Genomic DNA, 23,544 nt, shown 5'->3' with positions numbered 1-23,544 from the left:
GCTGGCGTAGCGTTGCCTCGTCCCCCCGTCGGCGGCCGCGCCGACGATCACGCCACGCAAGGAGTCGTCCCCCTGCGCAGCACCGAAGCGGGCAGCGAACGCCTCCCGCTTCCCGATGACGACGTGGAGCCGGAGGAGGTCTCCGGCGCGCCCCCGGCGGATCCGCCCGGACCGGACCGGGCGCTGCTCGACGCGCTGGACGTGCTCGACGAGGCCGTCGTCCTGGTCGACCCGGGCGGCACGGTGCGGCGGGCCAACGCCCGCGCCCGCGACCTGCTCGGCGACCCGCGCCCGGGGCGGCCGCTGACCTCCGGCGCGATCCCGCCGCTGCTGGAGGCCGCGCAGGCGGGCCGCGCGACGTTCGACGCCGACCACGGCGGCCGCCGCGTCACCGGCCGCCGCCACGCGCTGCCGGGCGGGTACGCGGCCTGGGTGGCGCGCGACGTGACCGTCGAGCGGGCCCGCGAGGACGCGCTGCTGGAGGAGCGTGCGCGCAAGGCGTTCCTGGCCCGCACGGGACGGGTGCTGTCGGGCACCCTCAACCTGCGGCGGGCCTGGGCGCTGGCGGCCCGCCTGACGGCCGACGAGCTGGCCGACCAGGCCGCGGTGACGCTGTGGGGTGACAACGGCCGGCCCGAGACCGCCGTCTCGCGCCACGGCGAGACGTCCTTCCGGCTGGTCCCGCCCGGCCGGGGCGTCACCCGCGTCCACGACACCGGCCGCCTGGAGCGGCACGACGCGGTGAACGCCGAGCGCGTCCGGGAGCTGTGCCCGCCGGAGATGACGGCCGGCGGGCCCGCGCACGTGCTGCTGGTGCCGCTCACCGCGCGCGGCGTCTGCCGGGGCGTGCTCACCCTGCTGCGGTCCCGCCCGTTCGGCGACGGCGACCTGGACCTGGTCCGCGAGCACGCCGACCGGGTGGCGCTGGCGCTGGAGGCGGCGCGGCTGTACGAGCACCGCGCCGACGCCGCCGGGGACCTGCGCCAGGCGCTGCGGCCCCGCCCGCTCCCGCAGATCCCGGGGGTGCGGCTCGGCGCCGTCTACCGGCCCGCCCCCGAGGAGTCGATGATCGGCGGGGACTTCTACGACGTGCTGTACGCGCCGGGCCACGGCTGGCTGCTGGCGCTCGGCGACGTGTGCGGCAAGGGCGTCAGCGCCGCGGTCTACACCGCGCAGGTGCGGCAGGCGCTGCACACCGCCGCCGACGTGGCGGGCCCGCTCACCGAGGCCCTGGACCTGATCAACCGCACGCTGCTGATCACCGACGACAGCCGGTTCGTGACGCTGGTGCTGGCGCGGCTGTCGGCGCTGGGCGACGGCACCGTCCGGGTCGACCTGGCGAGCGGTGGGCACCCGCCGCCGGTGGTGGTGCGGCGGGACGGGACCGTGCGGGCGTTCACCCTGGAGGGCGCGATCGTCGGGGCGCTGCCGGACGTGGAGTTCGAGGAGACCTCGGTCATGCTCGACCCGGGCGACGCGCTCTACCTCTACACCGACGGGATCGTGGAGGCGCGCGGACCGGACCGGGAGATGTTCGGCGCCGAGCGGCTCCACCGGGCGCTGGCCCGGTACCGGGGCGCGCCGCCGACCGCGGCGGCGGAGTGGGTGGCGCAGCGCGCCCTGGCCCACCTGGGGCCGGGCGAGCACGACGACATGGCGATCCTGGGCGTCCAGGCGTGGCCGCCCGGGCACCGGATGCACGAGGAGGGATCATGACGGCTGGCGTCGCCGCAGAGGTCACCGAGGAGTTCTTCACCGCGCTCGGGAGGGCGGACGTCGAGGCCGGGGTGCGGATCGCCACCGGCCTGCGCGCGGCGGGCGTGCCCGTGGCGGAGATCCTGGGCGGGCTGGTCGTGCCCGCCCAGCGGCGGGTCGGCGAGCACTGGGCCGCCGGACGCTGGGACGTGGCCCGCGAGCACGCCGCCACGCACGTGTGCGAGCAGGTCGTCGCGGCGCTGACCCGGCCGGGGCCGCAGGGGCCGCCGGAGCCGCGCGGCCGGATCGTGCTGGCGTGCGCCGACGGCGAGTGGCACGCGCTGCCCGCCCGGCTGGCCGCCGAACGGCTGCGCGCGGCGGGCTGGGAGGCGGTGTTCCTGGGGGCCTGCACCCCGGCCCGGCACCTGGCGCGGTTCCTGGAGTCGGTGGGACCGGACGCGGTCGGGCTGTCGTGCACGTTCCCGGCGGCGCTGCCACGGGCGCGGGCGACGATCGAGTCGGCGCGGCAGCAGGGGGTGCCGGTGCTGGCGGGCGGGCCCGGGTTCGGGCCGGACGGCCGCTGGGCCCTGCGGCTGGGCGCGACCGCGTGGGCCGGCGACGGCGACCGGGCGGCGACCCGGCTGGCCGCCGGCTGGCCCGCGTTCGCCGACCCCGCGCCCGCCGCGCCGGGCCTCGACGACGAGCACGCGGCGTTCGCCCGGCGCGAGGCGGTGCTCGGCGCGGAGGTGGCCGAGGCGCTGCTGGAGGGGACCCGCACGACCGGGCCGGCCGACCTCTACCAGGCGGAGGAGGTCCACGACTGCGGGCCGTACGTCACCGGCTTCCTGTCGGCGGCGCTGCTGGTCGACGACGCCGACCTGATGACCTCGCAGACCCGCTGGCTGGCGGACCTGCTGGAGGCCCGGGGCGTGGGCCCGGCCACTCTCGCGTCCGCCTACGACACGCTGGACGGGCGCCTGGGATCGTTCCCCCGGGCCCGCCGCCTGCTGGCCACCGGCCGCGAACTGCTCCCGGCCTGACCCCGGGGGCGTGGCGGGGCGCCGCGGAGGAGGCTCAGTCCAGGTCGGAGGAGGTGCGGCCGCCCGACAGCCGGGGGTAGCCGGGGCCGCGGTCGAAGAACGGCGCCGGGCCGCGTTCGGCGCGCAGGCGGTCGCGGAGCGCGGCGGTGGCGGTCCCGTCCGCGGTCCCGTCGTCCGCCAGGACCACGCCGTAGTCGTCGCGGGCCCCGGCGGCGGTGACCTTGCCGTCGCGGACGTCGGCGGCGACCAGGACGGGGTCGCGGTCGAACGGGTCGCCCCACCCGCCGCCCCCGGTGGTGCGGATCCGGATGACCTGGCCCGCGCGGACGGGGAAGCCGTCCACCAGCCCGTCCATCTCCACGCCGTCGATGTCCACGCGGAACGGGCGGCCCGCGCGCCCGCCGTTGACGCCCCAGCACGACAGGATCGAACGGTCGGCGATCGACATGTAGTGGGCGTCGCGCAGCATCCGGATGTGCTTGTCGTAGCCGAGGCCGCCCCGGTGCGCGCCGGGGCCTCCGGAGTCGGCGGCCAGGCCGAGGCGTTCGACCCGCAGCGGCCAGCGGGCCTCGGCGGACTCGACGGGGATGTTGCGCGAGTCGGGCACGACGTGCACGGTGTCCTCCCCGTCGGCGTACGGGCGCCCGCCCGAGCCTCCGCCCAGCACCTCCCGCATCAGGTAGGGCCCCCGGTCGTCCTCGCCGTACACACCGGTGTAGCGGATGGTCTCCTGGTCGGCGGGCATCCGGCCGCCGGTCGCCTTGGCCAGCACGCCGGCCAGCACGCCCAGCAGCCGCAGGATGACGAACGTGCGGGCGTTGGTGGGCGCGGGGAAGACCGGGGTGAGCAGGGTGCCCTTGCCGGGGAAGCGCATCTCGACCAGCGGGACGACGCCCTCGTTCACGTCGAGTTCGGCGGCGCGTTCGGGGGTGTCGGCGAGGTTGCGCAGGATCGGCGCGAGCCACTTCTTGAGGAACACCCCGTCGGCGTAGTCGCCGGCGTGGTTGATCGGGCCCTTGGCCTGCGGGGACGTGCCGGTGAAGTCGATGACCAGGGGGACGGCGGCGCTCTTGTCCACCGTCAGGGTGATGCGCTGGGCGTGCAGGCGCGGCGGGTCCACGCCGTCGTGCTCGGCGTAGTCCTCCCACGCGTACGTCCCGTCGGGGATCTTGGCCAGGAGCTCGCGGCGGAACGTCCCGGTCGTCCGCTCGATGATCGCGTCGAAGCACTCCTCGACGGCGGCGCGCCCGTACCGGTCGAACACCTCGGCCAGGCGGCGCGCGCCCATCACGCACGCCGAGCACTCGGCGTCCAGGTCCCCGGCCAGGGAGTCGGGCATGCGGGAGTTGCGGGTCATGATGCGCAGCGCGGCCTCGTTGGGCACGCCCCGGTCCCACAGCCTGATCGGCGGGACCATCAGGCCCTCCTCGAACGCGCTGCGGGCGTGGCTCGGCATCGAGCCGGGCACCGCGCCGCCGATGTCGTCGTGGTGCCCGAACGCCTGCACGAACGCCACCACCTCGCCGCCGTGGAACACCGGCACCGTCACGCACAGGTCGGGCAGGTGGCCGATGCCGCCCTCCGACAGGTAGACGTCGTTGTGGAAGAACACGTCGCCGGGCCGCATGGTGTCCAGCGGGAAGTCCCGCACGACCGGCTGCACCAGCGCCGAGTAGGAGCGCCCGGTGAGCTTGCGCATCCGCCGGTCGTGGATCCCGGCGCGGAAGTCGTGCGCGTCGCGGATCATCGGGGACCGGGCGGTGCGCGCGATGGCGGTCTCGACCTCGCGCTCCACGGACGCCAGCGTCCCCTGGACGATCTCGATGAGGATCGGGTCAGTCACGTGTCACCACCAGGTTGCCGTGGGGGTCGGTCCGGGCGCGGAAGCCGGGGTGCAGCGGCAGGGTCGAGCCGTACTCCTCGATCACGGCCGGTCCCTCGACCACGTCGCCGGGTTCCAGGGCGTCGCGGCGGTAGACCGGGGTGGGGGTCCAGCCGTCGAAGTGGACGTCGCGGACGCCGGTGCGGGCGCGTCCGGCGTCGCCGTCGCCGGCCGGGCGGGTGTCCAGGGCGGGGCGGACGATCGGGCCGACGCCCGAGACCCGCAGGTTCACCCACTCGACGGGGTGGCGGGTCGCGTCGTCGCGGTAGCAGTAGCCGTACAGCGCCTCGTGGGCGTCGTGGAAGCGGCGGACGACCTCGGCGCGGAACGCGTCGCCGACCGGGCCGGGCGGGGCGGCGACCCGCACCTCGAACGCCTGCCCGTGGTAGCGCAGGTCGGCCGAGCGTTCGAAGCGGCGGCGCCCGGCCGCGAACCCCTCGCGGTCCAGCGCGGCGGCGGCCTGGGCCTCCAGCTCGGCGTAGCCCGCGCCCAGCCCGGTGAGGTCGAGTCCGGCGTCGCGGGCGACGCGGGTGCGCACGTAGTCGTTGCGGACGTCGACCGTGAGCAGCCCGAACGCCGACAGGTTGCCCGGGTCGCGCGGGATCACGGCGGAGGGCAGGCCGAGCACGTCCAGCAGGCGGCACGCCAGCAGCGGCCCCGACCCGCCGAACGCCACCAGGGGGAGGTCCCGCACGTCCAGGCCCCGCCCGACGGTGATCCGGCGGATGGCGTTGGCCTGGTTCCAGGCGGAGATCTCCAGGATCCCGGCGGCGGCGCGCTCGGCCTCCAGCCCCAGGCGGCGGGCGAGGCGCTCCACGCCCAGGTGCGCGAGCAGCACGTCCAGCTCGATCCGGCCGCCCAGCAGGTGCGGCGGTATGCGGCCGAGCACGGCGTGGGCGTCGGTGACCGTCACCTCCTCGCCGCCGCGCCCGTAGCACAGCGGGCCGGGGTCGGCCCCGGCGCTGCGCGGCCCGACCTTCAGCGTGCCCTCGGGCGTCAGCTCCGCCACCGACCCGCCGCCCGCCCCGACCGTCACGATGTCGATCATCGGGATGCGGACCGGGTGCCGGCCGACCGCGCCCTCGGTGGTGAGGGCGGGCGCGCCGTCCAGCACCACGGCCACGTCGGTGGAGGTGCCGCCGCCGTCCAGGGTGACCACCGACCGGTGGCCGCCGGCGGCGGCCACGAACGCCGCGCCCAGCGCCCCGGCGGCCGGGCCGGACAGGACCGTGGCGATCGGCCGGCGGGCCGCCTCGTCGGCGGACACGACGCCGCCGTTGCTCTTCATCACCAGCGGCCGGGCGGGGGCGCGCCCGGTGATCCGGCCCAGGTAGCGGCTCACGGCGGGTTTGACGGCGGCGTCGACGAGGGTGGTGACCGACCGTTCGTACTCGCGGTACTCGCGCAGCACCTCGCACGACAGCGACACCACCGCGTCCGGGTGCTCGCGCCGCAGCACCTCCCGCATCGCCAGCTCGTGGCGGGGGTCGGCGTAGGAGTGCAGGAAGCACACCCCGATCGCGCCGATCCCCCGCTCCCGGAACCAGCGGGCCGCCGCGACCGCCCCGGCCTCGTCGAACGGTCGCACCTCCGCGCCGGTGGCGTCCAGCCGCCCGCCGACCGTCCGCACCCGGTGCGCGGGCACGATCCGGGGCGGTTTGACCCAGAAGTAGGAGTTGCCGTACCCGTCGGGGACGCTCTGCCGGGCGATCTCCAGCACGGCCTCGAAGCCCTCGGTGGTGACGAACCCCAGGTCGTCGATCCGGTCCTCCAGCAGCCGGTTGGTCGCGACGGTCGTGCCGTGCGCCAGCGCCGCCACCGCGTCCGCCGCCGCCTCGCCCGGCCCCAGGGCCAGGTCCAGCGCCAGCGCGACGGCGGTGCCGAACCCCTCGGCGGGGTCGGCCGGGGTGGACGGCGTCTTGGCCGTGACGATCCGGCCGGTGTCCTCGTCCAACGCCACCACGTCGGTGAACGTCCCGCCGGTGTCGATGCCGATCCGCAGCCGCGCCATGCCCCAGACATACCGGCACCGGCCCCGCCGGGAAACCGTCGGTTCCTGCCAGGCGGAGCGCCGGTTCTTCGGCAGGACGCACCCGCCGCTACGCTGGACCGTCCGAACGACCGTACGTCTACGAGCATGGAGCCCAGGCAATGGCGCTTGACCGCCCTGAGATCGACTTCCCCGAGGGCCAGCCGCCCCAGATCCTCGACATCACCGACATCGAAGTCGGGGACGGCCCGGAGGCCACCAGGGGCTCCACCGTCTCCATGCAGTACGTGGGCGTGTCCTGGTCCACCGGCGAGGAGTTCGACGCCTCCTGGAACCGCGGCGCCCCGTTCACCTTCACCATCGGCGAGGGCCGCGTCATCAAGGGCTGGGACATGGGCATCCCCGGCATGAAGGTCGGCGGCCGCCGCAAGCTGGTGATCCCCCCGCACCTGGCCTACGGCGACCACAGCCCCAGCCCGCGGATCAAGCCGGGCGAAACGCTGATCTTCGTGGTGGACCTGGTCGAGGTGCGCTGACCCGCGAACAGCCCAAACGGCGGCCAACCGGGAGTTAAATCCTCCTCCGGTTGGCCGCCGTTCCCGTTTCCGCAGCGTAGGGCGTCGGTATCGACACATCATGATCGAGGCGCGGGGGCTGACGAAGCGGTTCGGGAGCAAGCTCGCGGTCAACCAGGTGAGCTTCACCGTGCTCCCCGGCCAGGTCACCGGCTTCCTCGGCCCCAACGGCGCGGGCAAGTCCACCACCATGCGCATGATCCTCGGTCTGGACCGGCCCACCGCCGGGCACGTCACCGTCAACGGCCGCCACTACAGCCGCCTCGCCGCGCCGCTGCGCGAGGTCGGGGCGCTGCTGGACGCCAAGTCCGTGCACGGGGGCCGCAGCGCCCACCACCACCTGCTGTGCCTCGCCCAGAGCAACGGCATCCCGCGCAAGCGCGTGGACGAGGTGCTGGACATGGTCGGGCTGCAGGCCGTGGCCCGCAAACCCACCCGGGGGTTCTCGCTGGGCATGGGCCAGCGGCTCGGCATCGCGGCGGCGCTGCTGGGCGACCCGGCCGTGCTGATGTTCGACGAACCGGTCAACGGCCTGGACCCCGAGGGCATCCACTGGATCCGCGGCCTGATGCGCAAGCTCGCCGCCGAGGGCCGCACCGTCTTCGTCTCCAGCCACCTGATGAGCGAGATGGCGATCACCGCCGACCACCTGGTCGTCATCGGCCAGGGCCGCATCCTCGCCGACACCGACATGCAGGACTTCATCGACCGCAACGCCACCAGCCACGTGCTGGTCCGCTCCCCGCAGATGTCGGAGCTGGGGCCGCTGATGGCCGCGCGGGGCTGGCGGGTGGAGATGGTCGCCGACCACTCGCTGAAGGTGTTCGGCGCGCGCGCCGCCGAGATCGGCGACCTGGCCGCCGACCACGGCATGCGGCTGCACGAGCTCGCCACCGTCCAGCCGTCGCTGGAGGAGGCGTTCATGCAGCTCACCGGGGATGTCGTCGAGTACCACGCGGGGCTTCCCGAACCGCCGCCACCGCCGACGCCGCTCGGGGACGCGCCCGCGCCGCCCGGGAACGGAGACCTCCCATGAGCGACAAGACTCCGCACGACCCGACGCCCGACGACGCGGCCCCGAACGGCGCGGCGCTGGAGGACACCAGGCCGAGCCGCGGGGGGCTGGAGGACACCGAGCCGCGCAAACCCGAGCCGCGCGAACCCGCGCCGCGCGAGCTCACGCCGCGGGCCTCGTTCGCGAACGTCCTGCTGTCGGAGTGGACCAAGATCCGCACGGTGAAGTCGACGTTCTGGACGCTGCTGTCGGGCGCGGCCGTGGTGGTCGGGTTCTCGGCGCTGTTCGCGCTGGCGTTCACCTCCTCCTACGACGACCTGCCGCCCGCGGAGCGCGCGACGGTCGTGCCGACCAGCCCGATGCAGATCGCCTTCTACTTCGGCATGGTGATCTTCGGGGTGCTGGGCGTGCTGGTGATCACCGGGGAGTACGCCACCGGCATGATCCGCACCGCGCTGACGGCGATGCCGCGCCGCCCCGAGTACCTGCTGGCCAAGGCGGTGGTGCTGGCGCTGGTGGTGCTGGTGGCCGGGTTGGTGGTGTCGTTCCTGTCGTTCTTCGTCAGCCAGGCCGTGCTGTCGGCCAAGAACCTGGACGGGTCGCTGGGCGACGAGGGCGTGCTGCGCGCGGTCATCGGCGGCGGCCTGTACCTGACGTTGATCGCGCTGCTGGCGCTGGGCGTCGGGGTGATCCTGCGGCACACCTCCGGGTCGGTGGTGACCGTGTTCCTGGTGCTGTTCGTGCTGGGCATCGTGGGCGGGTTCCTGCCCGGCGAGTGGGGCGCGACGATCGCCAAGTACCTGCCGTCGAACGCGGGCGGCGCGATCCTGCTGCCGCGAGCGGAGGAGGGGTCGCTGGAGCCCTGGACGGGCCTCGGGCTGTTCGCCCTGTACGCGCTCGTGGTGCTGGTGGTGGCCCTGGTGCTGTTCCAGAGCCGGGACGCGTGAGATCCGGTGCGCCCGCTGTCGACGTGCTGGCGGCTGGCGTTCGGGGCGCTGGCGCTGTGGACCATGGGCTTCTGCTTCGTGGCGCGCCACCCCAGCGTGGACGCGGTCGACTTCTTCAGCTACTTCACCGTGCTCAGCAACGTCATCGGCGGCGTCGCGCTGCTGGCCGGGGCGGTGCCCGGCTGGCGGGACACCGCCTGGGCGGACGGGCTGCGCGGGGGCGCCGCCCTCTACCTGGTGATCACCGGGGCGGTGTACGCGCTGGTGCTGGACGGGCCGGTCACCACCTGGGCGGGCTGGGTCCAGCACCGGATCATGCCGGTGGTGGCGCCGCTGGACTGGCTGGCGCTGGCGCCCCGGCGGCTGCCCGCCCGGCGGACGCTGGCGTGCTGGCTGGCGTTCCCGCTGCTGTACCTGGTGTACGTGCTGGCGCACGGCGCGGCGACCCGCTGGTACCCCTATCCGTTCCTGGACGTCCGCCGCCACGGCTACGAGATCGTCACCGGGTACACCGTCGGCATCGGGGCGGCGTTCGTGACGGTCGCGGCGCTGCTGCTGGGCGGCGCGGGCCTGCGCCGCCGTGCCCCGCCCCGGGGGACGCCCTAACGGGCCGCGCGCCGTCCGATCAGGTAGCCGACGACGACCCCGGCGAGCGCGACGGCCCCGCCCGCCGCGAACGCGCCGAGCGTTCCGGGCGCGACCGGCTCGGGGCGTCCGGCGTAGACCGTTCCGGCGGGGGCGGCGGGGGCGGCCTCGGCGGCGGTCGCGGGGACGGCGGCGGGCTCGGGCGAGGTCAGGGCCCTCTCGACGGCGGCGAAGAACTCCCCCGCCGTCCGCCTGGCGGCCCCGGCCAGCATCCGCTGCCCCACCCCGCCGACCATGCCGCCGACCACGGCGTCGGCGTCGTAGCCGATCCGGGTCGCCCCCGGCTCCTCGGTCAGCGTCACCCGCACCGTCGCCTCGACCGTGCCGGGCGCCCCCTGGCCCCGGGCGCGCAGCGTGAACGCGTTCGGCGGGTCGGGATCGGTCAGCTCCACCCGCCCGGTGTAGGTGCCCTTGATCGAGGCGACCCCCGCGGTGATCGTCATCGCGTAGGAGTCGGGCCCGACCGTCTCCAGGGACCGGCAGCCCGGGATCGTCCGGGCCAGCACGGCCGGATCCCGCAACGCGTCCCAGACCCGCGCGCGCGGCGCGGTCACGCTGGCAGTGCCGGTCACCCTCATGTCCCGACGGTAGCCCGGCCGGGGGACGTCCCGAAGGGCAAGTGCTGCCGACCGCGCGCCGAAGACTCGTCAGATCCCCACGGACGTACCGCCCATGACCGAAAATCTCATGAAAAGATCCTGCGTAGTGGATGAACTCCGCCGCGGTGCGCCGCGTCAACCGATGCGGAACCACGGTGACGGCTCGACGAGACGGGGGAACGGCGCCGATGCGAGGGAAGATGCCCGTGCTGGCCACGGTGGCGGCCGGGGTGATCGGCGTGGTGGCGGGCGGCTGGCCCGCGGTGCGGGGCGGCGTGCCGGGCGGCGGCGGCCCGGCCTCCTCGATGAGGACCGAGCTGAGCGCGGTGCTCGCCGACCAGGAGTGGGAGCGGCCCAGACCCGGGACCTGGACGCCGCCCAAGCCCGACCCGAGCGGCCTGCCGCCGATCATCACCAACATCCCGACCCAGGAGAAGGTCGTCTTCCTGACGATCGACGACGGCTACGAGTACGACCCGGAGTTCGTCAACATCGTCCGCCGCGAGAAGGTCCCGATCATGACGTTCCTGACCACGGTCTACGTCAAGAACCAGGGACAGTACTTCTGGGCGCTGCGCAACGCGGGCTCGCGCATGGAGAACCACACCGTCAGCCACAAGAACATGCGCACCCTGCCGGCCGAGGGCCAGCGCCGACAGATCTGCGACGCCTCCGACACCATCGCCCGGCAGTACGGCCGCCGCCCGGAGATCTTCCGGCCGCCGTTCGGCGCCCAGAACGACATCACCCGCCAGGTCGCCAAGGAGTGCGGCATCAAGTCGATCCTGCTGTGGTCGGCGGAGTACTACAACGGCACCAGGTCCCCCAACGGGACCCCGGACGCGTTCGTGCGCAGCGACGGCGGCCAGGGCTTCAAGCCGGGCGACATCGTCCTGATGCACTTCCGCAAGGGCCTGGCCGGCCAGCTCCAGACGATCCTGGGCTGGATCCGCCAGCAGGGCTTCAAGCCCGCCGCCGTGGAGAACTACCTGCCCAGGTCGCTCGGCGGCAACGCCCCTGGCTGATACCGCGCAAGCCGGGACGATTCCCGGTTACCCGGTGACACGGACTCCCGCGGGTCTAGGGTTCACACGCTGGCGGGGTTGAGGTCCCCCGCTCCCCGAGCAACCCCGCCAGCATCACCTCTGCCCCCGGGCGGGCTACCGCGCCGCCATCACCCGTTCAGCGCACGGTCCCGTCCCACTGCCAGCCCGCCCGCCTGGGCAGTCCGGGCAGCGGAACGCGGCCCGTGCACCACAGCAGGGCGTCCGGCGGCGCGTGCCCCTGCGGGGCCTCGGGGAAGAGCCGGGCGAGGACGGCGGCGGCCGCGCCGTCCGGCGGGGTCCACGGCACGCCGAGGGCCTGGACGATGTCGTGGGTGTGCAGGACCAGCTCCGTGATCCCCATGGCGGCGAACCCGGTGCGGTCGGAGTGGCCCCACGGGTGCCAGGCGCGCGCGTCGGCGGACGCGTTCCGGACGGTCGACTCCAGGAGGGAGGCGGCGATCCCGACGCCCTCCAGGCAGGCCGGGACGGGGGCCTGCGCGTCGAGCGAGGCGAACAGCGTGACGTAGCGGTCGGTGGGCCGGGCGATGAGCAGGCCGGCGTAGCCGACCAGCCCGAGGGCGAGGTGGTCGAGCGTCTGGCGGCACGTCCAGTCCAGGCCGCGGGCCGGGCGCGTCCAGTCCGCACCGGCCGCGCCGAGCATGACGTCGAGGCACTCGTCGGCGGTGGCCGCCAGCAGGTCCGCCCAGGGCGTTCCGGCGGCCGGGGGCGCCGGAACGCCGCGCAGGGTCGGCGCCGTCACCCCTCCTCCTTCCGCGCCCGCAGGACCTCGATCACGCTCGCGTAGCTGTCGGAGCCGTGGCCCGCGTCCCTGGTTCTCTCCATGGCGGCCTTCAGCAGCTCGGGCAGGGCGTTGTCGATCCCGCGGGACTCGGCGGCGTGGATGAGGTGGCCGATGGCCGCGATCTGCACGTCGACGGTGGCGTCGTCGCCCGGGTAACGCCCGGCGTCCACCTGCGGCGCGTACGTGGTCAGGAACCCGCCCACGGCCGTCAGCCAGCGCAGCGCGACGGGCGTGAAGTCCGTGGCCGGCGTGCCGTCCGCGCCGACCAGCGCGGTGCCGTGCAGCCAGCCCGTCATCGTGGCCCACATCAGGCCGAGCAGGGCGGCGTCGTAGAGCGAGGCCAGGCCCGGGTTCTCCCCCAGGTGCAGGGGGTCTCCCAGGGCCGCCAGCGTCGGGCGGTGCGACTCGAAGACGGCCCGCGGGCCGCTGTACAGGAACATCATCTCGGTGCTGCCGACACCGGGCGGAGTGGTCATGATCGCGCCGTCGAGGTAGTCGGCGCCGCGCTCCCGGGCCCACCCGACCGCCTCGTGCGCCTGCTCCGGCGCGCCGGAGGTGAGGTTGACCAGGGTCCTGCCCGCCAGCGCGTCCGCCTCCCCGTCGAGGACGGCGTACAGCGCCGCGTAGTCAAGCACGCAGGCGATGACGAGCGGGCTCGCCGCGACCGCCTCCCCGGGCGTCGCGGCCAGGCGCGCGCCCCGCTCGACCAGGGGCTCGGCCTTGCCCGGCGAACGGTTCCACACGGTGGTCGGGTGGCCGCGGTCGAGCAGCGCGGCGGCCAGCGCCGACCCCATCGACCCCAGCCCGATGACCGTCACGGCCGGCTTGTCAGAACTCATCTCACGACTCCCTGTCGCTTCGCATGGAGAACACGTGCGGATCACGCTCGCAGGGGGCCGGACGCCGCGACAGTGACAGGAATGACGGCCACCACCAAATTCCTGCCATAGGCTGCGGGCATGAGCGCCGGTTCTGTCGCCGTGGTCGTGACCGAGGACATCGACGTCCCCTCCTGGGACCTCTACGAGCTGAGCATCCCGTGCACCGTCTTCGGGAAGCCGCAGCCCGACCTGGCCGACCCCTGGTACGACCTGCGGCTGTGCGGGACTGGGGCCCGGGACGGGCAGGGCGCGGCGCCCGGCGCGGGCCTCGCGCTGCGGACCCCCTACGGTCTGGACGACCTGGCCGGCGCGGACACCGTCATCGTCCCCTCGGTGCCCGACGCCTGCGTCGAGGACGGCGCGCCGCTCCCGCCGGCGCTGATCGCGGCGCTGCGGCGCGCGTACGGCGCGGGCGCCCGCATGGTCTCCCTGTGCACCGGCGCGTTCGCGCTCGCCGAGGCCGGGATCCTGGACGGGCGCCGCGCCACCGCCCACTGGATGCACACCGCCCAGCTCGCCGAGCGCTACCCGAAGGTGCGGGTCGACGCCTCGGTGCTGTACGTGGACGACGGCGACGTGCTGACCAGCGCCGGGCTGACCGCCGGCCTCGACCTGTGCCTGCACCTGGTCCGCCGCGACCTGGGCGCGCACGCCGCCAACCAGCTCGCCCGCCGGATGGTCGTGCCCGCCCACCGGTCCGGCGGCCAGGCGCAGTTCATCCACATGTCCGTGCCGGACACCGACGACGAGGGGATCGGCCCCGTCCTCGACTGGGCCCGGAGCCGTCTGGACCGCCCGCTGACGGTCCGGGACCTGGCGCGCCGCGCCGCGATGAGCCCGCGGACCTTCCACCGCAGGCTCCAGGCGGCCACCGGGACCACCCCGCTCCAGTGGCTGCTGAACCAGCGCCTGGGGCGGGCCCAGCACCTGCTGGAGTCGACGGACCTCCCGATCGAGAGGATCGGGGAGCTGACCGGCCTCGGCACGGCCAACAACCTCCGCCACCACTTCCTCAGGCACGTCGGGGTCTCACCGGGCGAGTACCGGCGGGCCTTCCCCCGGACGGCGCCCGAGCCGTCCCCCCTCTCCCCGGCGGGCCGTCCCAGGCCCTCCGCCGCGCGAACGGGCTGACGGGCGGGCCGGTCAGCCGGAGAACCTCCGCGCGAGGTCCCGGTACCGTTCCGCGACCCGGGCCGCCTGGTCGGCGCTGATGGCTGAACCGGGTGCCCGGCCCAGGGACTCGACCTGGTCGGCCAGGCGCAGATGCTCCCGGTGCGCGTGTTCCCGGCACGCCAGGCAGGTGACGCTCTCGGGGCGGGGAGAGGTCATCGCGTAGGGCACCCGGCGTCCGCAGCCCGTCGTGACGACGGCCGGGGCGTCGCCCACGAGGCCGAACGTCGACGCGAGCACGTCGCGGACGGCGGCACCGGCCTCCGCCACCTTCCGGTCGACATGGATGTGGGGGTCGGTCTCCGCCATCTGAGTCCGCTCCTCCGCCTGAGACGTCGAAAACCAGGCTAACGGGGCGGAGACCACCGTTCGGAGACGGCTCCGGCGGGACGGCGCGCGGTGTCATCCCGCCGTTCCCCTCATGACGGCGTACACGGCCTTGCCCCCGGAGCGCAGGTGCCAGAAGCCCCAGGCGGCCGTGAGCTCGGCGATGATCGCCAGCCCCCGCCCGGAGAACGAGTCCACCGTCAACGGCACCACGCGGGGCTCGGCGTCGCCCCCGTCCCGGACCTCCACCACCGGCCCGCCCGCCGACAGGTAGAGCCGGACGGAGATGGCCTCCCCCGGCGCGCTGCCGTGCTTGTGGGCGTTGGTGACCAGCTCGGTCACCACGAGCAGGGCGATCCCGACGACGCAGGGTTCGAAACCCTTGGCATCGAACCATCCCCGCGCGAAATCCCGCGCGCTTTTGATCGCCTCCGGCACCGAAGTGATCATCAGAATGGACGGTTCGGACATGGCAGGCGGTGGCGGGGCGGACAGGCTGGAGATCATGGCGGCTGCCTCTGTGTTGTGACTCCCGGTTGCTTTCTCGTAACTCACCTTCATCCACGCATGAGACGACGTAGCGTGACAGCAAACCCCTGGGAAGTCGTCAGTTCCCGCCAGTCAAGTTCATCGCGCCGGTTTATCCCGGTTCATCTGGAGGTGTCAGATCATGGGAAAGGTCCAGCCCACGTCCGGAACACTTCGCTTCGGCGCGATCGTCAACGAGCACCGCGAAGCCGCAAAGCTGACCCGTGCGCAGTTGGCGGGCAAGTTCCCGGTCAGCCCGACCTATATCGGCCGGATCATCAAGGGAACGAGTCGATGCACCCGCGAGACCGCACAGAAGCTAGACGACTTCCTCAACGCAGGTGGCGAGATAATCAAAGCATGGAAGAACTACATCGAAGGCACCGATTATCCGTTCGCCCTGGAGGACTACGCCGAGGCGGAGAAAACCGCCGTGATGCTGCGGTCCATCCAAGTCATGTACATCGATGGGCTCTTGCAGGCGGAGCCCTACGTCCGAGCCCTGCTTCCCAACGAGAAGGCCGCACGATCCAGGCTCATGCGGCAGTCAGTGCTGTCGCGACCGACGCCACCGACGCTGTGCGCGATCCTTGACGAGAGCACCTTGCGTCGCCAGGTCGCTCCGTCCGACGTCATGCGCGAGCAGTTGCATCACCTCCTGGAACTGTCCACGCGGAGAAACGTCGTCCTCCAGATCGCCCGCTACTCCGATTATCAGGACCTCAACGTGAACGCTTCATTTCTTCTCGCAACCCAAGAGGACATGAGAGTCACCGGTTTTCTGGAGACGGCGGTCGGCGGAGATACCATCCGTTCGCACAAGCTGGTCTCGCAACTCGCAAACACCTTCGCTATACTCCAGGGGCGAGCGCTCAATGCAGAGGATTCTCGTTCGTTCATCAGAAGGGTTGCTGAAGAACAATGAAAATGAGCTGCACGGCCTGGCGGAAGTCCACCCACAGCGGTGGCCAGGGAAGCGCCTGCGTTGAGGTTGCGTCAGTGGTCGGCATGACGGGGATTCGCGACAGCAAGGACCCGAACGGTCCGTTGCTGCTCGTCGGCCGTGAAAGTGCCCGCATGCTGTCCGAGCGGATCAAGAACTCCTAGCGGGCGAGCCGGGCGGCCCGCTCAGGCGAAGGGCGGCGGACCGCTTCCGACCAGCGTGACGACGTCGGACCAGGCCGCCGAGCCACCGAGCGTGACCTGCGCCTCGCGGCCGTCGGGAAGCCTCAGCGTCCGGTCGGGGGAACCGGCGTCGTCGAAGTCGTCGATGGTCGCGGTCCCGGACCATTCCCGCTGCTTGGCGCGCAGGTCGACATAGACCTCGATCTCGGCCCCGTCGCTGCTGATCAGGGTGGCGGGCCCCCGGTAGCGGCTCACGGCCGGGCCGCCGCGGTGGCACTGGCGTGGAGTGTGTTCATGAAAACGCACTGTAGTGCCCGGGTCGGACATTCTCGGGGAACGGCGGCCACGGCCGGGACTCGTATCCTCTGTAAACCGCCGCGCGGCAGTGGCCGGTCTGACTCGGAGAGGCGCCTGTGGAGCTGGTCAGGTTCGACGATGGGGAGAACAGCGTCATCGTGGAGATCGTCGATTCCGATCCTCGCGGGAGCCTCGAAGCCCGGATCACGGCGACCAGCGAGTTCGCCCATGGCCGTCTGGACGAGGTCTTCCTCCTCAACGAGGACCTGGACGAATGGGCGACGGTCCTGGACGCCCTGTCCGCCGGGCGTCCAGCCGCATGGATGGAGGAGGGCCGGGGCCCTCAACTGAGGATCGTTCCCGTCGAGTTCAACGGCCCGGCCGGGCCGCGCGCGGCGGCCGAGATCACCGTCAAGGACGCTGTCGGGTCGCTGACCTCGGTGACCCTGCCGGTGAGCCTTCCCCACGACTGGATCGAGGACCACCGCGGCAGGCTCGAACGCGCCCGGACGCTCCTGAGGCGGCCCAGCCGCTGAAGGCAGGCCCACCCGGTACCCGTCGACGGGTTCCTTCGGTGTGAGGGTTGGAGCGCGGCTCGAACGGTGGCCCGGGGGCGGTTCCAGGTCACAGGAGGCCGGTGTTGACCTCGGGGTCGTCCCAGTTCAGCGTGAAGGAATCGCAGCCCGGCGGCCTTCGGTCCCAGGCGGCGGTGAGCGTGACGGTGGTGGCCGCACCGGGAATCGTCGGTTCGTGCACGGCGGCCCGCTCGCCGGGGACGGTGGACAGCGTGCCCGAGGCGACCGTCCGGGTGTCGGCGTGGATGCTCCAGCGGACCGTCGCGCCGGGGCAGGTTCCGTGGAAGTCGGCATGGAGCATGCCGTCGAGGGGACCGTCCCAGCGCAGCCAGGAGCCGAAGAGGCCGTCAAGGCGGAAGACCGTCGTCATCTCGCCGGTGACCACCCAGGACCACCGGTAGGTGGCGCAACCGTTCTCCACGGGCCCGCAGGGCTCGGAGCCCAGCTCGGAGGTCCGGGGCTCGGGCCCTTTCTGGTAGGTCAGCCACCGGTCGGGACCCTTGAGCGCGATACCGCCGCCGAGGAACAGCGCCACGATCGCCACGAGCAGCGAGCCCCCGAAGAGGCGATCCCGCACGGTTGAGGTCACTTCACCGTTATAAGGGACTTCGTGTGGTCCGGGTAGCCGGTGGGGCCGCCGTAGTACGCGGGAAAACCGGGCAGGTTATGGCTGGGGCGATCCTGCGCCCTCGCGCCGTCCGACGTGGCCGCCGGGGTCGTGGCGGCCGGACGCGGATTCGTGGAAACCAGCGCGTTCCGGATGTCGAGAACGTGGTGGCGGCTCCGTCCCAGGCACATCAGCGGCCACGACGGGCCGCGCGGCGAAGGGAACCAGCATGACGATCCAGCGGATGGACAACGTCGGCATCATCGTCGACGACCTCGACGCCGTGATCGCGTTCTTCACGGAACTCGGCATGGAGCTGGAGGGCAGGGCCCTGGTCGAGGGGGCTTGGGCGGCGCGGCTCGTCGGGCTCGACGACCAGCGGGTCGACGTGGCGATGATGCGGACCCCCGACGGCCACGGGCGGATCGAGCTGGCGAAGTACCACATGCCAGAGGCGCTCGACGGCGTGCCGGAGGACGCGCCGGTGAACACGCTGGGCATTCGCCGCATCATGTTCGCGGTCGACGACATCGACGCCGTCATCGCCCGCATGCGCGCCCACGGCGCCGAACTCGTCGGCGAGGTGGTGCGGTACGAGGACGCCTACCGGCTCTGCTACCTCCGCGGCCCCGAGGGCATCGTCGTCGCGCTGGCCGAGCGGCTCGGCTGACCCGCGCCCGACCGGCGACGACAAGGGAGGAACGACCATGGGACCGAACGAGATCACCGAGGTGCTGAACCGGCCGGCCAGCCGGGAGCTGCTGGCACGCGACGTGGCCCGCCTGGCCTACGTCGCCAAGGACGGCACGCCCCGCGCCATCCCGATCGCCTTCGCCTGGAACGGCTCGGAGATCGTCATGTGCACCTCGAAGAACGCTCCGAAGCTCCGGGCGCTGGGCGGGAACCCGATGGTCGCCCTGACGATCGACACCGAGGTGCACCCGCCCACGATCCTGCTCATCCGGGGCCGGGCCGGGCTGGACTTCGTCGACGGCATCCCGGACGAGTACCTCAAGGCGACCGGCACCTACCAGATGACGCCCGAGCAGCGGGTCGGGTGGGAGGCCGAGGTGCGTTCGCTCTACCACGACGGCATGGCCCGGATCGTCGTGGCCCCGACGTGGGCCAAGCTGATCGACTTCGAGACGACCCTGCCGAGCGCGGTCGAGGAGCTGGTCCGGCGGCGGGACGAACGCCGGCGGGCCTGAGCGGGACGCCGGGCGAGGTGCGCCGGAACGGACACGGCCACAATGGGCCGTAGGACACCAAGGAGAACACGATGGCCAAGTATCTGCTGCTCAAGCACTACCGGGGCGCGCCGGCGCCGGTCAACGACGTGCCGATGGACCAATGGGCTCCCGAGGAGATCTCGGCCCACGTGCAGTACATGCGGGACTTCGCCGCCCGGCTGGAGAGCACCGGCGAGTTCGTCGACACCCAGGCGCTCTCCCCGGAGGGCACGTTCGTCCGCTACGACGGCGAGGGGCGGCCGCCGGTCACCGACGGCCCGTTCGCGGAGACCAAGGACCTGATCGCCGGCTGGATGGTGGTCGACGTCGAGAGTTACGAGCGGGCGATCGAGCTGGCCGGTGAGCTGTCCGCCGCTCCCGGTGCGGGAGGGAAGCCGGTCCACGAGTGGCTGGAGGTGCGCCCGTTCTACACGCAGCCACCCACGGTGACCGAGTGAACGAGCCGCTGCTGCGGGAGCTGGTGCCCGCGGTGATCGGTGTCCTCGTCCGCCGCGGAGCCGACTTCGCGGCGGCCGAGGACGCCGTGCAGGACGCCCTGGTCGAGGCCGTGCGCGGGTGGCCGGACGACCCGCCGCGCGACCCCAAGGGCTGGCTGGTCACCGTGGCCTGGCGCAAGTTCCTCGACGCCGCCCGCGCCGACGCCTCCCGGCGGCAGCGCGAGACGCGCGTCGAGACCGAGCCCGCGCCCGGCCCCGGCGCGGCGGTGGACGACACGCTCCGGCTGTACTTCCTGTGCGCGCACCCGTCCCTGACCCCGGCCTCGGCCGTCGCGCTCACGCTGCGCGCGGTCGGCGGCCTGACCACGCGTCAGATCGCGCGGGCCTACCTGGTGCCGGAGGCGACCATGGCCCAGCGGATCAGCAGGGCCAAGCGGACCGTGTCGGGCGTCCGGCTCGACCGGCCCGGGGACGTCGCCACGGTGCTGCGCGTGCTCTACCTCGTCTTCAACGAGGGCTACTCCGGCGACGTCGACCTCGCCGCCGAGGCGATCCGGCTCACCCGCCGGATGGCGGCCGAGACCGGCGACGAGGAGGCCGCGGGCCTGCTCGCGCTCATGCTGCTGCACCACGCCCGGCGTCCGGCGCGGACCGGCCCCGACGGCAGGCTCGTGCCCCTCGCCGAGCAGGACCGCGGCCTCTGGGACACCCGCCTGATCGCCCAGGGCGTCGAGGTGCTCCAGGCGGCGCTCGCCCGCGACCGCCTGGGCGAGTTCCAGGCCCAGGCCGCCGTCGCCGCGCTGCACGCCGACGCCCGCACGGTCGAGGAGACCGACTGGGTGCAGATCGTCGAGTGGTACGACGAGCTGGTGCGCCTCACCGGCAGCCCGGTGGCGCGCCTCAACCGGGCCGTCGCGGTCGGCGAGGCCGACGGCCCGCGGGCCGGTCTGGCCGCCCTGGCGGAACTCGACCCCGCCCTGCCCCGCCACACCGCCGCCGCGGCGTACCTGCACGAGCGTGACGGTGACCTGGCGACCGCGGCGCGGCTCTACACCGAAGCCGCCCGATCGGCGCCCAGCCTCCCCGAACGCGAACACCTCACGCGGCAGGCCGCCCGGCTCAACGCGCGGCTGCGCGGCTGAGCGGCGGGCCGGGGCGGGGACCGTCCGCCGGTGGCCCTCCGCTTCCGCGCGGGTCGAGAACTCCGCGCGGACGAACCGGGTGGCCCGCGGGAACCCGCCGCCCGACCGGCCCGTCCCAAGATCGAACCACCCGCCGTGACGGATCGGAGCCCCCTGTGAACACCGCCGGCTACCCGGCCCTGGCGCGCGAGATCGCCTCCATGGCGCACGGCTACCCCTACGCCGACCCGCCCGAGCTGCTCGGGCGGATCGGCGGCGAGGTGAGCGCCGACCCGACGGGCCCGCACGGCCGCGCCATGCTGGCGGCGCTGTGGGCGAGCCGCTGGTACACGCACTGGAAGATCGCGGACCGCGCGCTGGTCACGGCGCTGGCCGAGGCGGCGGAGCGCGCCGAGGCGGCGCTCGCCGCCGCGGGCTGCCCGGGCGGCCACGAGCATCCCGACCTGGCCGACTGCGACGAGCCGGAGGAGATGGCCGCCCTGATCGAGATGATCGGCCCGCCGGGGACCGTCGAGGCCGCCGCCTGCCCGGGTCACCTCGCTCCCCTGGCCGCCGACACGGCCGCCACCCTGCGCTCGACCCTGCGGGAGCGGTTCGGTGTCCCCGGGACCGGGCACCTCGACGCGCGCTACCTCACCGCCGACGGCCGCACCGCGTTCGACGACCTGATCACCGACCTGGAACGGCAGCGGGGCAGCCAGGTCGACCGCCAGGCGCAGGACGCGGCGATCTGGTCGGCGCGGCGGCTGCTCGCCGGCGCCCCCGACGGCGAACGGCCCCGCCTGGCGATCGCGGTCTGCCTGCTCGCCAAGCGCTGCTACTGGAGCTCCACCGCGCCCGGCATCGTCGCGCTCTACCGGGAGGCGCTGGCGACCCTCGACCTCACCCCGCGCGAAGAGCCCTGCCCGCACCGCGAGGGCCACCCGGACGTCAAGCTCACCGCCCCGCCCCGTCCGGCGGCACCGGACGAGCGCGGCGAACTCTGCCCCCGCCGGGTCGCCGAGCAGGTGCACGCCATCCTCGACTACACCGACGGGTACCTGGGCTCCTAGAGCCCGCGGGCGGGGCGGCCGCTCCTTGGAACGATCCATATGCGGGGTTCGCCGGACGGTGCCACCATCGCGGGGCGACGACCTCCGGAAGGGGAACGGCTTGAGTGAGCCCGCGGTCCGGCCGAACGAGACGACGATGCCGTTGATGCCGTGCGCGTCGATGGAGGAGACCCTGGCGTTCTACGAGGCGCTGGGATTCGAGGTGACCTACAAGCAGAAGAAGCCGTACGTGTACATGGCGCTGCGGTGGAGCGGGTTCGAGCTGCGCTTCGGCCCGGCGCCCAAGGACCTGGACCCGGCCCGGGAGGAGTCCGGGGTCTGCCTGGTCATGGTCGACGCGGTAGCGCCGTACCACGCGGCGTTCGTCGCGGCGATGCGCCGGGCGTACGGGAAGGTGCTGCATTCCGGCCTGCCACGGATCACCCGCCACCGGCCCGGCGCGTCCCGGTTCACGCTGGTCGATCCGTCCGGGAACTCGGTCGTCTTCGTCCAGCGCGACGAGCCCGACGAGCTGGAGTACGGCGGGTCGAAGAAGCTGACCGGCCTGGCCAGGGCACTCGACAACGCCCGGATCCTGCGCGAGTTCAAGGACGACGACCTCCAGGCGTTCCGGGCGCTCAAGTCCGCGGTGCGCAGGCACGGCGCCACCGCCCCGGCGGCCGAGCGGGCCCTCGCCCTGTGCCACCTCATCGACCTGGCCACGGTCCTGGGCGAGCCCGCCGACCCCTGGCTCGCCGATCTGCGCGGCCTGGAGCTCACCGCCGACGACAGGCGGCGCGTCGAGTCGGAACTCGGGCATCTCGCCGGGCTTCGGGAGTGGCTCCCCTGAGGGTGGGGCCGGGTCGCGCCCTGGTGGCGGGCGTCGGCCTGTTCGTCCTGACCATGGCCGTGCCGACGGCGCTGTGGACGTCGCGTCCGGTGCCCGTCTCGGCGCAGGCCCTCGCGATGAACACCTCCGTCACCTACCTGGGCGCCGCTCCCCTGGTCGCCGCCACGGCGGGGCTCGTGGCCCTCATCCTGCTCCTGCTCACCGCGTGCGGCGGTGCCCCGAACGGCGCGGACCTGCGGGGCCGCGAGGACCGGCGCCCGGATCGCTGACCGGGTGCTCCCGGCGCGTGCACGGCGGGGGCTCAGAGGCCGAGCAGGTCCACCAGGTCGTCGGCGTGCTCCTCTTCCTCCTCCAGGATCGACTCCATCAGGCGGCGGGTGGTGGGGTCGCCGTCGCCCAGCCACCTGATGATCTCCTGGTAGGTGGAGATGACGATGCGCTCGGCCTCCAGGTTGTCGCGCAGCATCGCGTCCAGGTCGTTGGCGGGCGGGGTGGTGTAGTCGGTGTGGGAGCGCTCGGCCAGCCTGGCGGGGTCGAAGTCGGGGTCGCCGCCGAGCTGGCCGATCCGCTCGGCGGCGCGCAGCGCGTGGTCCATCTCCTCCCTGGCGTGCTCGGTGAACTCGGCCGACACCTGCGCGCGGTCGATGCCGGAGGCGGAGATCGCGTGGCGGGTGTAGCGCAGCCAGCAGACGACCTCGGTCGCGACCACGTCGTTGAGCACCCCGATGACGCGGTCCGACTCGCGCCCGTAGGTGCCGGTGACCGGCCCGTCGTCCATCTTCTGGCGGACCTGCTCGCGGATCCGGGTGACGTCCAGGACGAAGTCGTCGGTCGTGGAGAAGGTTCCCTGCTGGGTCATGGCGAAGGCTCCCTGCCGTTTCGAGGGCGGTGCGCGGACGCCTCGTTGATTCCCTGAGGCGGTCCAAGGGACGGGCCGGACGCGGTAAAGCGCAGCGCATGATCGAGTTTGGCCCCCGTTCCCCGGTGGCCCGTGTCGGCGGCGCGCACGGCGGCGGCCCAGTCACCCGACAGATGCCGCCCCAGCAGGGGGATCGCCAGTATCGAGGGGTCAGTGAAGATCACTTGGG

The 23,544-nt window shown here is 73.6% G+C and carries 28 protein-coding genes; 18 read left to right on the top strand and 10 right to left on the bottom strand.

Features of this window, described 5'->3' with window-relative positions; genetic code table 11:
• Positions 1–12: 12 nt before the first annotated feature.
• The gene (locus tag HNR61_RS26050; protein WP_182845817.1) at positions 13–1,716 is read left to right on the top strand and encodes a SpoIIE family protein phosphatase; all 1,704 of its coding nucleotides are present in this window, start codon (positions 13–15) and stop codon (positions 1,714–1,716) included.
• Entirely contained in the window at positions 1,713–2,735 is a 1,023-nt protein-coding gene (locus HNR61_RS26045) for a cobalamin B12-binding domain-containing protein (protein ID WP_182845816.1), read from the top strand. The genes HNR61_RS26050 and HNR61_RS26045 overlap by 4 nt, the downstream gene beginning before the upstream one ends.
• Positions 2,736–2,769: 34 nt before the next feature.
• Here HNR61_RS26045 and HNR61_RS26040 read toward each other — a convergent pair whose 3' ends face one another.
• Together HNR61_RS26040 and HNR61_RS26035 are read right to left on the bottom strand one after the other, a co-directional pair.
• Positions 2,770–4,578: a hydantoinase B/oxoprolinase family protein gene (locus tag HNR61_RS26040; protein ID WP_182845815.1), complete on the bottom strand. Its 1,809-nt coding sequence runs from the start codon at positions 4,576–4,578 to the stop codon at positions 2,770–2,772.
• Complete coding sequence (locus tag HNR61_RS26035; RefSeq protein ID WP_182845814.1) at positions 4,571–6,628, bottom strand: hydantoinase/oxoprolinase family protein; 2,058 nt, start codon at positions 6,626–6,628, stop codon at positions 4,571–4,573. The genes HNR61_RS26040 and HNR61_RS26035 overlap by 8 nt, the downstream gene beginning before the upstream one ends.
• A gap of 140 nt (positions 6,629–6,768) precedes the next feature.
• On the opposite strand from HNR61_RS26035, the gene HNR61_RS26030 reads away from it, so the two are divergent.
• The 4 genes from HNR61_RS26030 to HNR61_RS26015 all read left to right on the top strand — a co-directional run bounded on the left by HNR61_RS26030 (position 6,769) and on the right by HNR61_RS26015 (position 9,750).
• Complete coding sequence (locus tag HNR61_RS26030; protein ID WP_182845813.1) at positions 6,769–7,143, top strand: FKBP-type peptidyl-prolyl cis-trans isomerase; 375 nt, start codon at positions 6,769–6,771, stop codon at positions 7,141–7,143.
• 100 nt (positions 7,144–7,243) lie between these two features.
• Entirely contained in the window at positions 7,244–8,218 is a 975-nt protein-coding gene (locus HNR61_RS26025) for an ABC transporter ATP-binding protein (RefSeq protein WP_182845812.1), read from the top strand.
• On the top strand, positions 8,215–9,144 hold the full coding sequence (locus HNR61_RS26020; RefSeq protein ID WP_182845811.1) for a DUF2705 family protein: 930 nt from the start codon (positions 8,215–8,217) through the stop codon (positions 9,142–9,144). The genes HNR61_RS26025 and HNR61_RS26020 overlap by 4 nt, the downstream gene beginning before the upstream one ends.
• 6 nt (positions 9,145–9,150) lie before the next feature.
• Entirely contained in the window at positions 9,151–9,750 is a 600-nt protein-coding gene (locus HNR61_RS26015; RefSeq protein WP_182845810.1) for a Pr6Pr family membrane protein, read from the top strand.
• On the opposite strand, the gene HNR61_RS26010 is transcribed toward HNR61_RS26015, so the two are convergent.
• Positions 9,747–10,367 (bottom strand): SRPBCC family protein, encoded by a 621-nt coding sequence (locus tag HNR61_RS26010; protein WP_182845809.1) that lies wholly within the window; start codon positions 10,365–10,367, stop codon positions 9,747–9,749. The genes HNR61_RS26015 and HNR61_RS26010 overlap by 4 nt on opposite strands.
• Before the next feature lie 209 nt (positions 10,368–10,576).
• Here HNR61_RS26010 and HNR61_RS26005 point away from each other — a divergent pair, with 209 nt between their 5' ends.
• Positions 10,577–11,413 (top strand): polysaccharide deacetylase family protein, encoded by an 837-nt coding sequence (locus HNR61_RS26005; RefSeq protein ID WP_182845808.1) that lies wholly within the window; start codon positions 10,577–10,579, stop codon positions 11,411–11,413.
• A gap of 157 nt (positions 11,414–11,570) precedes the next feature.
• On the opposite strand, the gene HNR61_RS26000 is transcribed toward HNR61_RS26005, so the two are convergent.
• Positions 11,571–12,194 carry a maleylpyruvate isomerase N-terminal domain-containing protein gene (locus HNR61_RS26000; protein ID WP_182845807.1) on the bottom strand — a complete coding sequence of 208 codons (624 nt, stop codon included), beginning with the start codon at positions 12,192–12,194 and terminating at the stop codon, positions 11,571–11,573.
• On the bottom strand, positions 12,191–13,075 hold the full coding sequence (locus HNR61_RS25995; protein ID WP_182845806.1) for an NAD(P)-dependent oxidoreductase: 885 nt from the start codon (positions 13,073–13,075) through the stop codon (positions 12,191–12,193). The genes HNR61_RS26000 and HNR61_RS25995 overlap by 4 nt, the downstream gene beginning before the upstream one ends.
• A gap of 120 nt (positions 13,076–13,195) precedes the next feature.
• Between HNR61_RS25995 and HNR61_RS25990 the strand changes: the two genes are divergently transcribed.
• The gene (locus HNR61_RS25990) at positions 13,196–14,248 is read left to right on the top strand and encodes a GlxA family transcriptional regulator (RefSeq protein WP_182845805.1); all 1,053 of its coding nucleotides are present in this window, start codon (positions 13,196–13,198) and stop codon (positions 14,246–14,248) included.
• A 12-nt stretch (positions 14,249–14,260) separates the two neighbouring features.
• On the opposite strand, the gene HNR61_RS25985 is transcribed toward HNR61_RS25990, so the two are convergent.
• Together HNR61_RS25985 and HNR61_RS25980 are read right to left on the bottom strand one after the other, a co-directional pair.
• Positions 14,261–14,596 (bottom strand): hypothetical protein, encoded by a 336-nt coding sequence (locus tag HNR61_RS25985; RefSeq protein WP_182845804.1) that lies wholly within the window; start codon positions 14,594–14,596, stop codon positions 14,261–14,263.
• A 93-nt stretch (positions 14,597–14,689) separates the two neighbouring features.
• Positions 14,690–15,064, bottom strand: a complete 375-nt coding sequence (locus HNR61_RS25980; RefSeq protein WP_182845803.1) for an ATP-binding protein — start codon at positions 15,062–15,064, stop codon at positions 14,690–14,692.
• 220 nt (positions 15,065–15,284) lie between these two features.
• Between HNR61_RS25980 and HNR61_RS25975 the strand changes: the two genes are divergently transcribed.
• Together HNR61_RS25975 and HNR61_RS50505 are read left to right on the top strand one after the other, a co-directional pair.
• Complete coding sequence (locus HNR61_RS25975) at positions 15,285–16,067, top strand: helix-turn-helix domain-containing protein (RefSeq protein WP_182845802.1); 783 nt, start codon at positions 15,285–15,287, stop codon at positions 16,065–16,067.
• A gap of 74 nt (positions 16,068–16,141) precedes the next feature.
• Positions 16,142–16,249: a DUF397 domain-containing protein gene (locus HNR61_RS50505; RefSeq protein ID WP_376770273.1), complete on the top strand. Its 108-nt coding sequence runs from the start codon at positions 16,142–16,144 to the stop codon at positions 16,247–16,249.
• 21 nt (positions 16,250–16,270) lie between these two features.
• Here the strand turns inward: HNR61_RS50505 and HNR61_RS25965 are convergent, their stop codons facing one another.
• Positions 16,271–16,522 carry a DUF4873 domain-containing protein gene (locus HNR61_RS25965; protein ID WP_182845800.1) on the bottom strand — a complete coding sequence of 84 codons (252 nt, stop codon included), beginning with the start codon at positions 16,520–16,522 and terminating at the stop codon, positions 16,271–16,273.
• 158 nt (positions 16,523–16,680) lie between these two features.
• On the opposite strand from HNR61_RS25965, the gene HNR61_RS25960 reads away from it, so the two are divergent.
• Complete coding sequence (locus tag HNR61_RS25960; protein WP_182845799.1) at positions 16,681–17,100, top strand: DUF5959 family protein; 420 nt, start codon at positions 16,681–16,683, stop codon at positions 17,098–17,100.
• A gap of 88 nt (positions 17,101–17,188) precedes the next feature.
• Here HNR61_RS25960 and HNR61_RS25955 read toward each other — a convergent pair whose 3' ends face one another.
• A complete protein-coding gene (locus HNR61_RS25955; protein ID WP_182845798.1) occupies positions 17,189–17,716 on the bottom strand; it encodes a hypothetical protein in 528 nt (175 codons plus the stop codon).
• A 274-nt stretch (positions 17,717–17,990) separates the two neighbouring features.
• On the opposite strand from HNR61_RS25955, the gene HNR61_RS25950 reads away from it, so the two are divergent.
• From HNR61_RS25950 to HNR61_RS25920, 7 genes are all read left to right on the top strand, one after another.
• The gene (locus HNR61_RS25950) at positions 17,991–18,416 is read left to right on the top strand and encodes a VOC family protein (protein ID WP_220509845.1); all 426 of its coding nucleotides are present in this window, start codon (positions 17,991–17,993) and stop codon (positions 18,414–18,416) included.
• Positions 18,417–18,453: 37 nt separating this feature from the next.
• The gene (locus HNR61_RS25945; RefSeq protein ID WP_182845796.1) at positions 18,454–18,954 is read left to right on the top strand and encodes a pyridoxamine 5'-phosphate oxidase family protein; all 501 of its coding nucleotides are present in this window, start codon (positions 18,454–18,456) and stop codon (positions 18,952–18,954) included.
• 71 nt (positions 18,955–19,025) lie between these two features.
• The gene (locus HNR61_RS25940; RefSeq protein ID WP_182845795.1) at positions 19,026–19,433 is read left to right on the top strand and encodes a YciI family protein; all 408 of its coding nucleotides are present in this window, start codon (positions 19,026–19,028) and stop codon (positions 19,431–19,433) included.
• On the top strand, positions 19,430–20,575 hold the full coding sequence (locus tag HNR61_RS25935; RefSeq protein WP_182845794.1) for an RNA polymerase sigma factor: 1,146 nt from the start codon (positions 19,430–19,432) through the stop codon (positions 20,573–20,575). Before HNR61_RS25940 ends, HNR61_RS25935 begins: the two co-directional genes overlap by 4 nt.
• A gap of 155 nt (positions 20,576–20,730) precedes the next feature.
• Positions 20,731–21,627: a hypothetical protein gene (locus tag HNR61_RS25930; protein ID WP_182845793.1), complete on the top strand. Its 897-nt coding sequence runs from the start codon at positions 20,731–20,733 to the stop codon at positions 21,625–21,627.
• Positions 21,628–21,727: 100 nt separating this feature from the next.
• Positions 21,728–22,456 carry a DUF8817 family protein gene (locus tag HNR61_RS25925; RefSeq protein WP_182845792.1) on the top strand — a complete coding sequence of 243 codons (729 nt, stop codon included), beginning with the start codon at positions 21,728–21,730 and terminating at the stop codon, positions 22,454–22,456.
• Complete coding sequence (locus HNR61_RS25920; RefSeq protein ID WP_182846080.1) at positions 22,444–22,725, top strand: hypothetical protein; 282 nt, start codon at positions 22,444–22,446, stop codon at positions 22,723–22,725. Before HNR61_RS25925 ends, HNR61_RS25920 begins: the two co-directional genes overlap by 13 nt.
• 32 nt (positions 22,726–22,757) lie before the next feature.
• Here the strand turns inward: HNR61_RS25920 and HNR61_RS25915 are convergent, their stop codons facing one another.
• Positions 22,758–23,315 carry a ferritin-like domain-containing protein gene (locus HNR61_RS25915; protein ID WP_182845791.1) on the bottom strand — a complete coding sequence of 186 codons (558 nt, stop codon included), beginning with the start codon at positions 23,313–23,315 and terminating at the stop codon, positions 22,758–22,760.
• Positions 23,316–23,544: the final 229 nt, after the last annotated feature.

The sequence above is a fragment of the Actinomadura kijaniata genome (assembly GCF_014138665.1).
Lineage (GTDB): Bacteria > Actinomycetota > Actinomycetes > Streptosporangiales > Streptosporangiaceae > Spirillospora > Spirillospora kijaniata.
The sequence above is the reverse complement of the archived record's forward strand: the minus strand, read 5'-3'. Positions and strand labels throughout refer to the sequence as shown.

Coding starts and splice junctions, on each gene's coding strand:
- HNR61_RS26045 (WP_182845816.1), top strand. CDS start 1,713: ATGACGGCTGGCGTCGCCGCAGAGGTCACCGAGGAGTTCTTCACCGCG.
- HNR61_RS26035 (WP_182845814.1), bottom strand. CDS start 6,628: ATGGCGCGGCTGCGGATCGGCATCGACACCGGCGGGACGTTCACCGAC.
- HNR61_RS26030 (WP_182845813.1), top strand. CDS start 6,769: ATGGCGCTTGACCGCCCTGAGATCGACTTCCCCGAGGGCCAGCCGCCC.
- HNR61_RS26025 (WP_182845812.1), top strand. CDS start 7,244: ATGATCGAGGCGCGGGGGCTGACGAAGCGGTTCGGGAGCAAGCTCGCG.
- HNR61_RS26020 (WP_182845811.1), top strand. CDS start 8,215: ATGAGCGACAAGACTCCGCACGACCCGACGCCCGACGACGCGGCCCCG.
- HNR61_RS26010 (WP_182845809.1), bottom strand. CDS start 10,367: ATGAGGGTGACCGGCACTGCCAGCGTGACCGCGCCGCGCGCGCGGGTC.
- HNR61_RS26005 (WP_182845808.1), top strand. CDS start 10,577: ATGCGAGGGAAGATGCCCGTGCTGGCCACGGTGGCGGCCGGGGTGATC.
- HNR61_RS25995 (WP_182845806.1), bottom strand. CDS start 13,075: ATGAGTTCTGACAAGCCGGCCGTGACGGTCATCGGGCTGGGGTCGATG.
- HNR61_RS25990 (WP_182845805.1), top strand. CDS start 13,196: ATGAGCGCCGGTTCTGTCGCCGTGGTCGTGACCGAGGACATCGACGTC.
- HNR61_RS25985 (WP_182845804.1), bottom strand. CDS start 14,596: ATGGCGGAGACCGACCCCCACATCCATGTCGACCGGAAGGTGGCGGAG.
- HNR61_RS25980 (WP_182845803.1), bottom strand. CDS start 15,064: ATGATCACTTCGGTGCCGGAGGCGATCAAAAGCGCGCGGGATTTCGCG.
- HNR61_RS25975 (WP_182845802.1), top strand. CDS start 15,285: ATGGGAAAGGTCCAGCCCACGTCCGGAACACTTCGCTTCGGCGCGATC.
- HNR61_RS25950 (WP_220509845.1), top strand. CDS start 17,991: ATGGACAACGTCGGCATCATCGTCGACGACCTCGACGCCGTGATCGCG.
- HNR61_RS25945 (WP_182845796.1), top strand. CDS start 18,454: ATGGGACCGAACGAGATCACCGAGGTGCTGAACCGGCCGGCCAGCCGG.
- HNR61_RS25940 (WP_182845795.1), top strand. CDS start 19,026: ATGGCCAAGTATCTGCTGCTCAAGCACTACCGGGGCGCGCCGGCGCCG.
- HNR61_RS25915 (WP_182845791.1), bottom strand. CDS start 23,315: ATGACCCAGCAGGGAACCTTCTCCACGACCGACGACTTCGTCCTGGAC.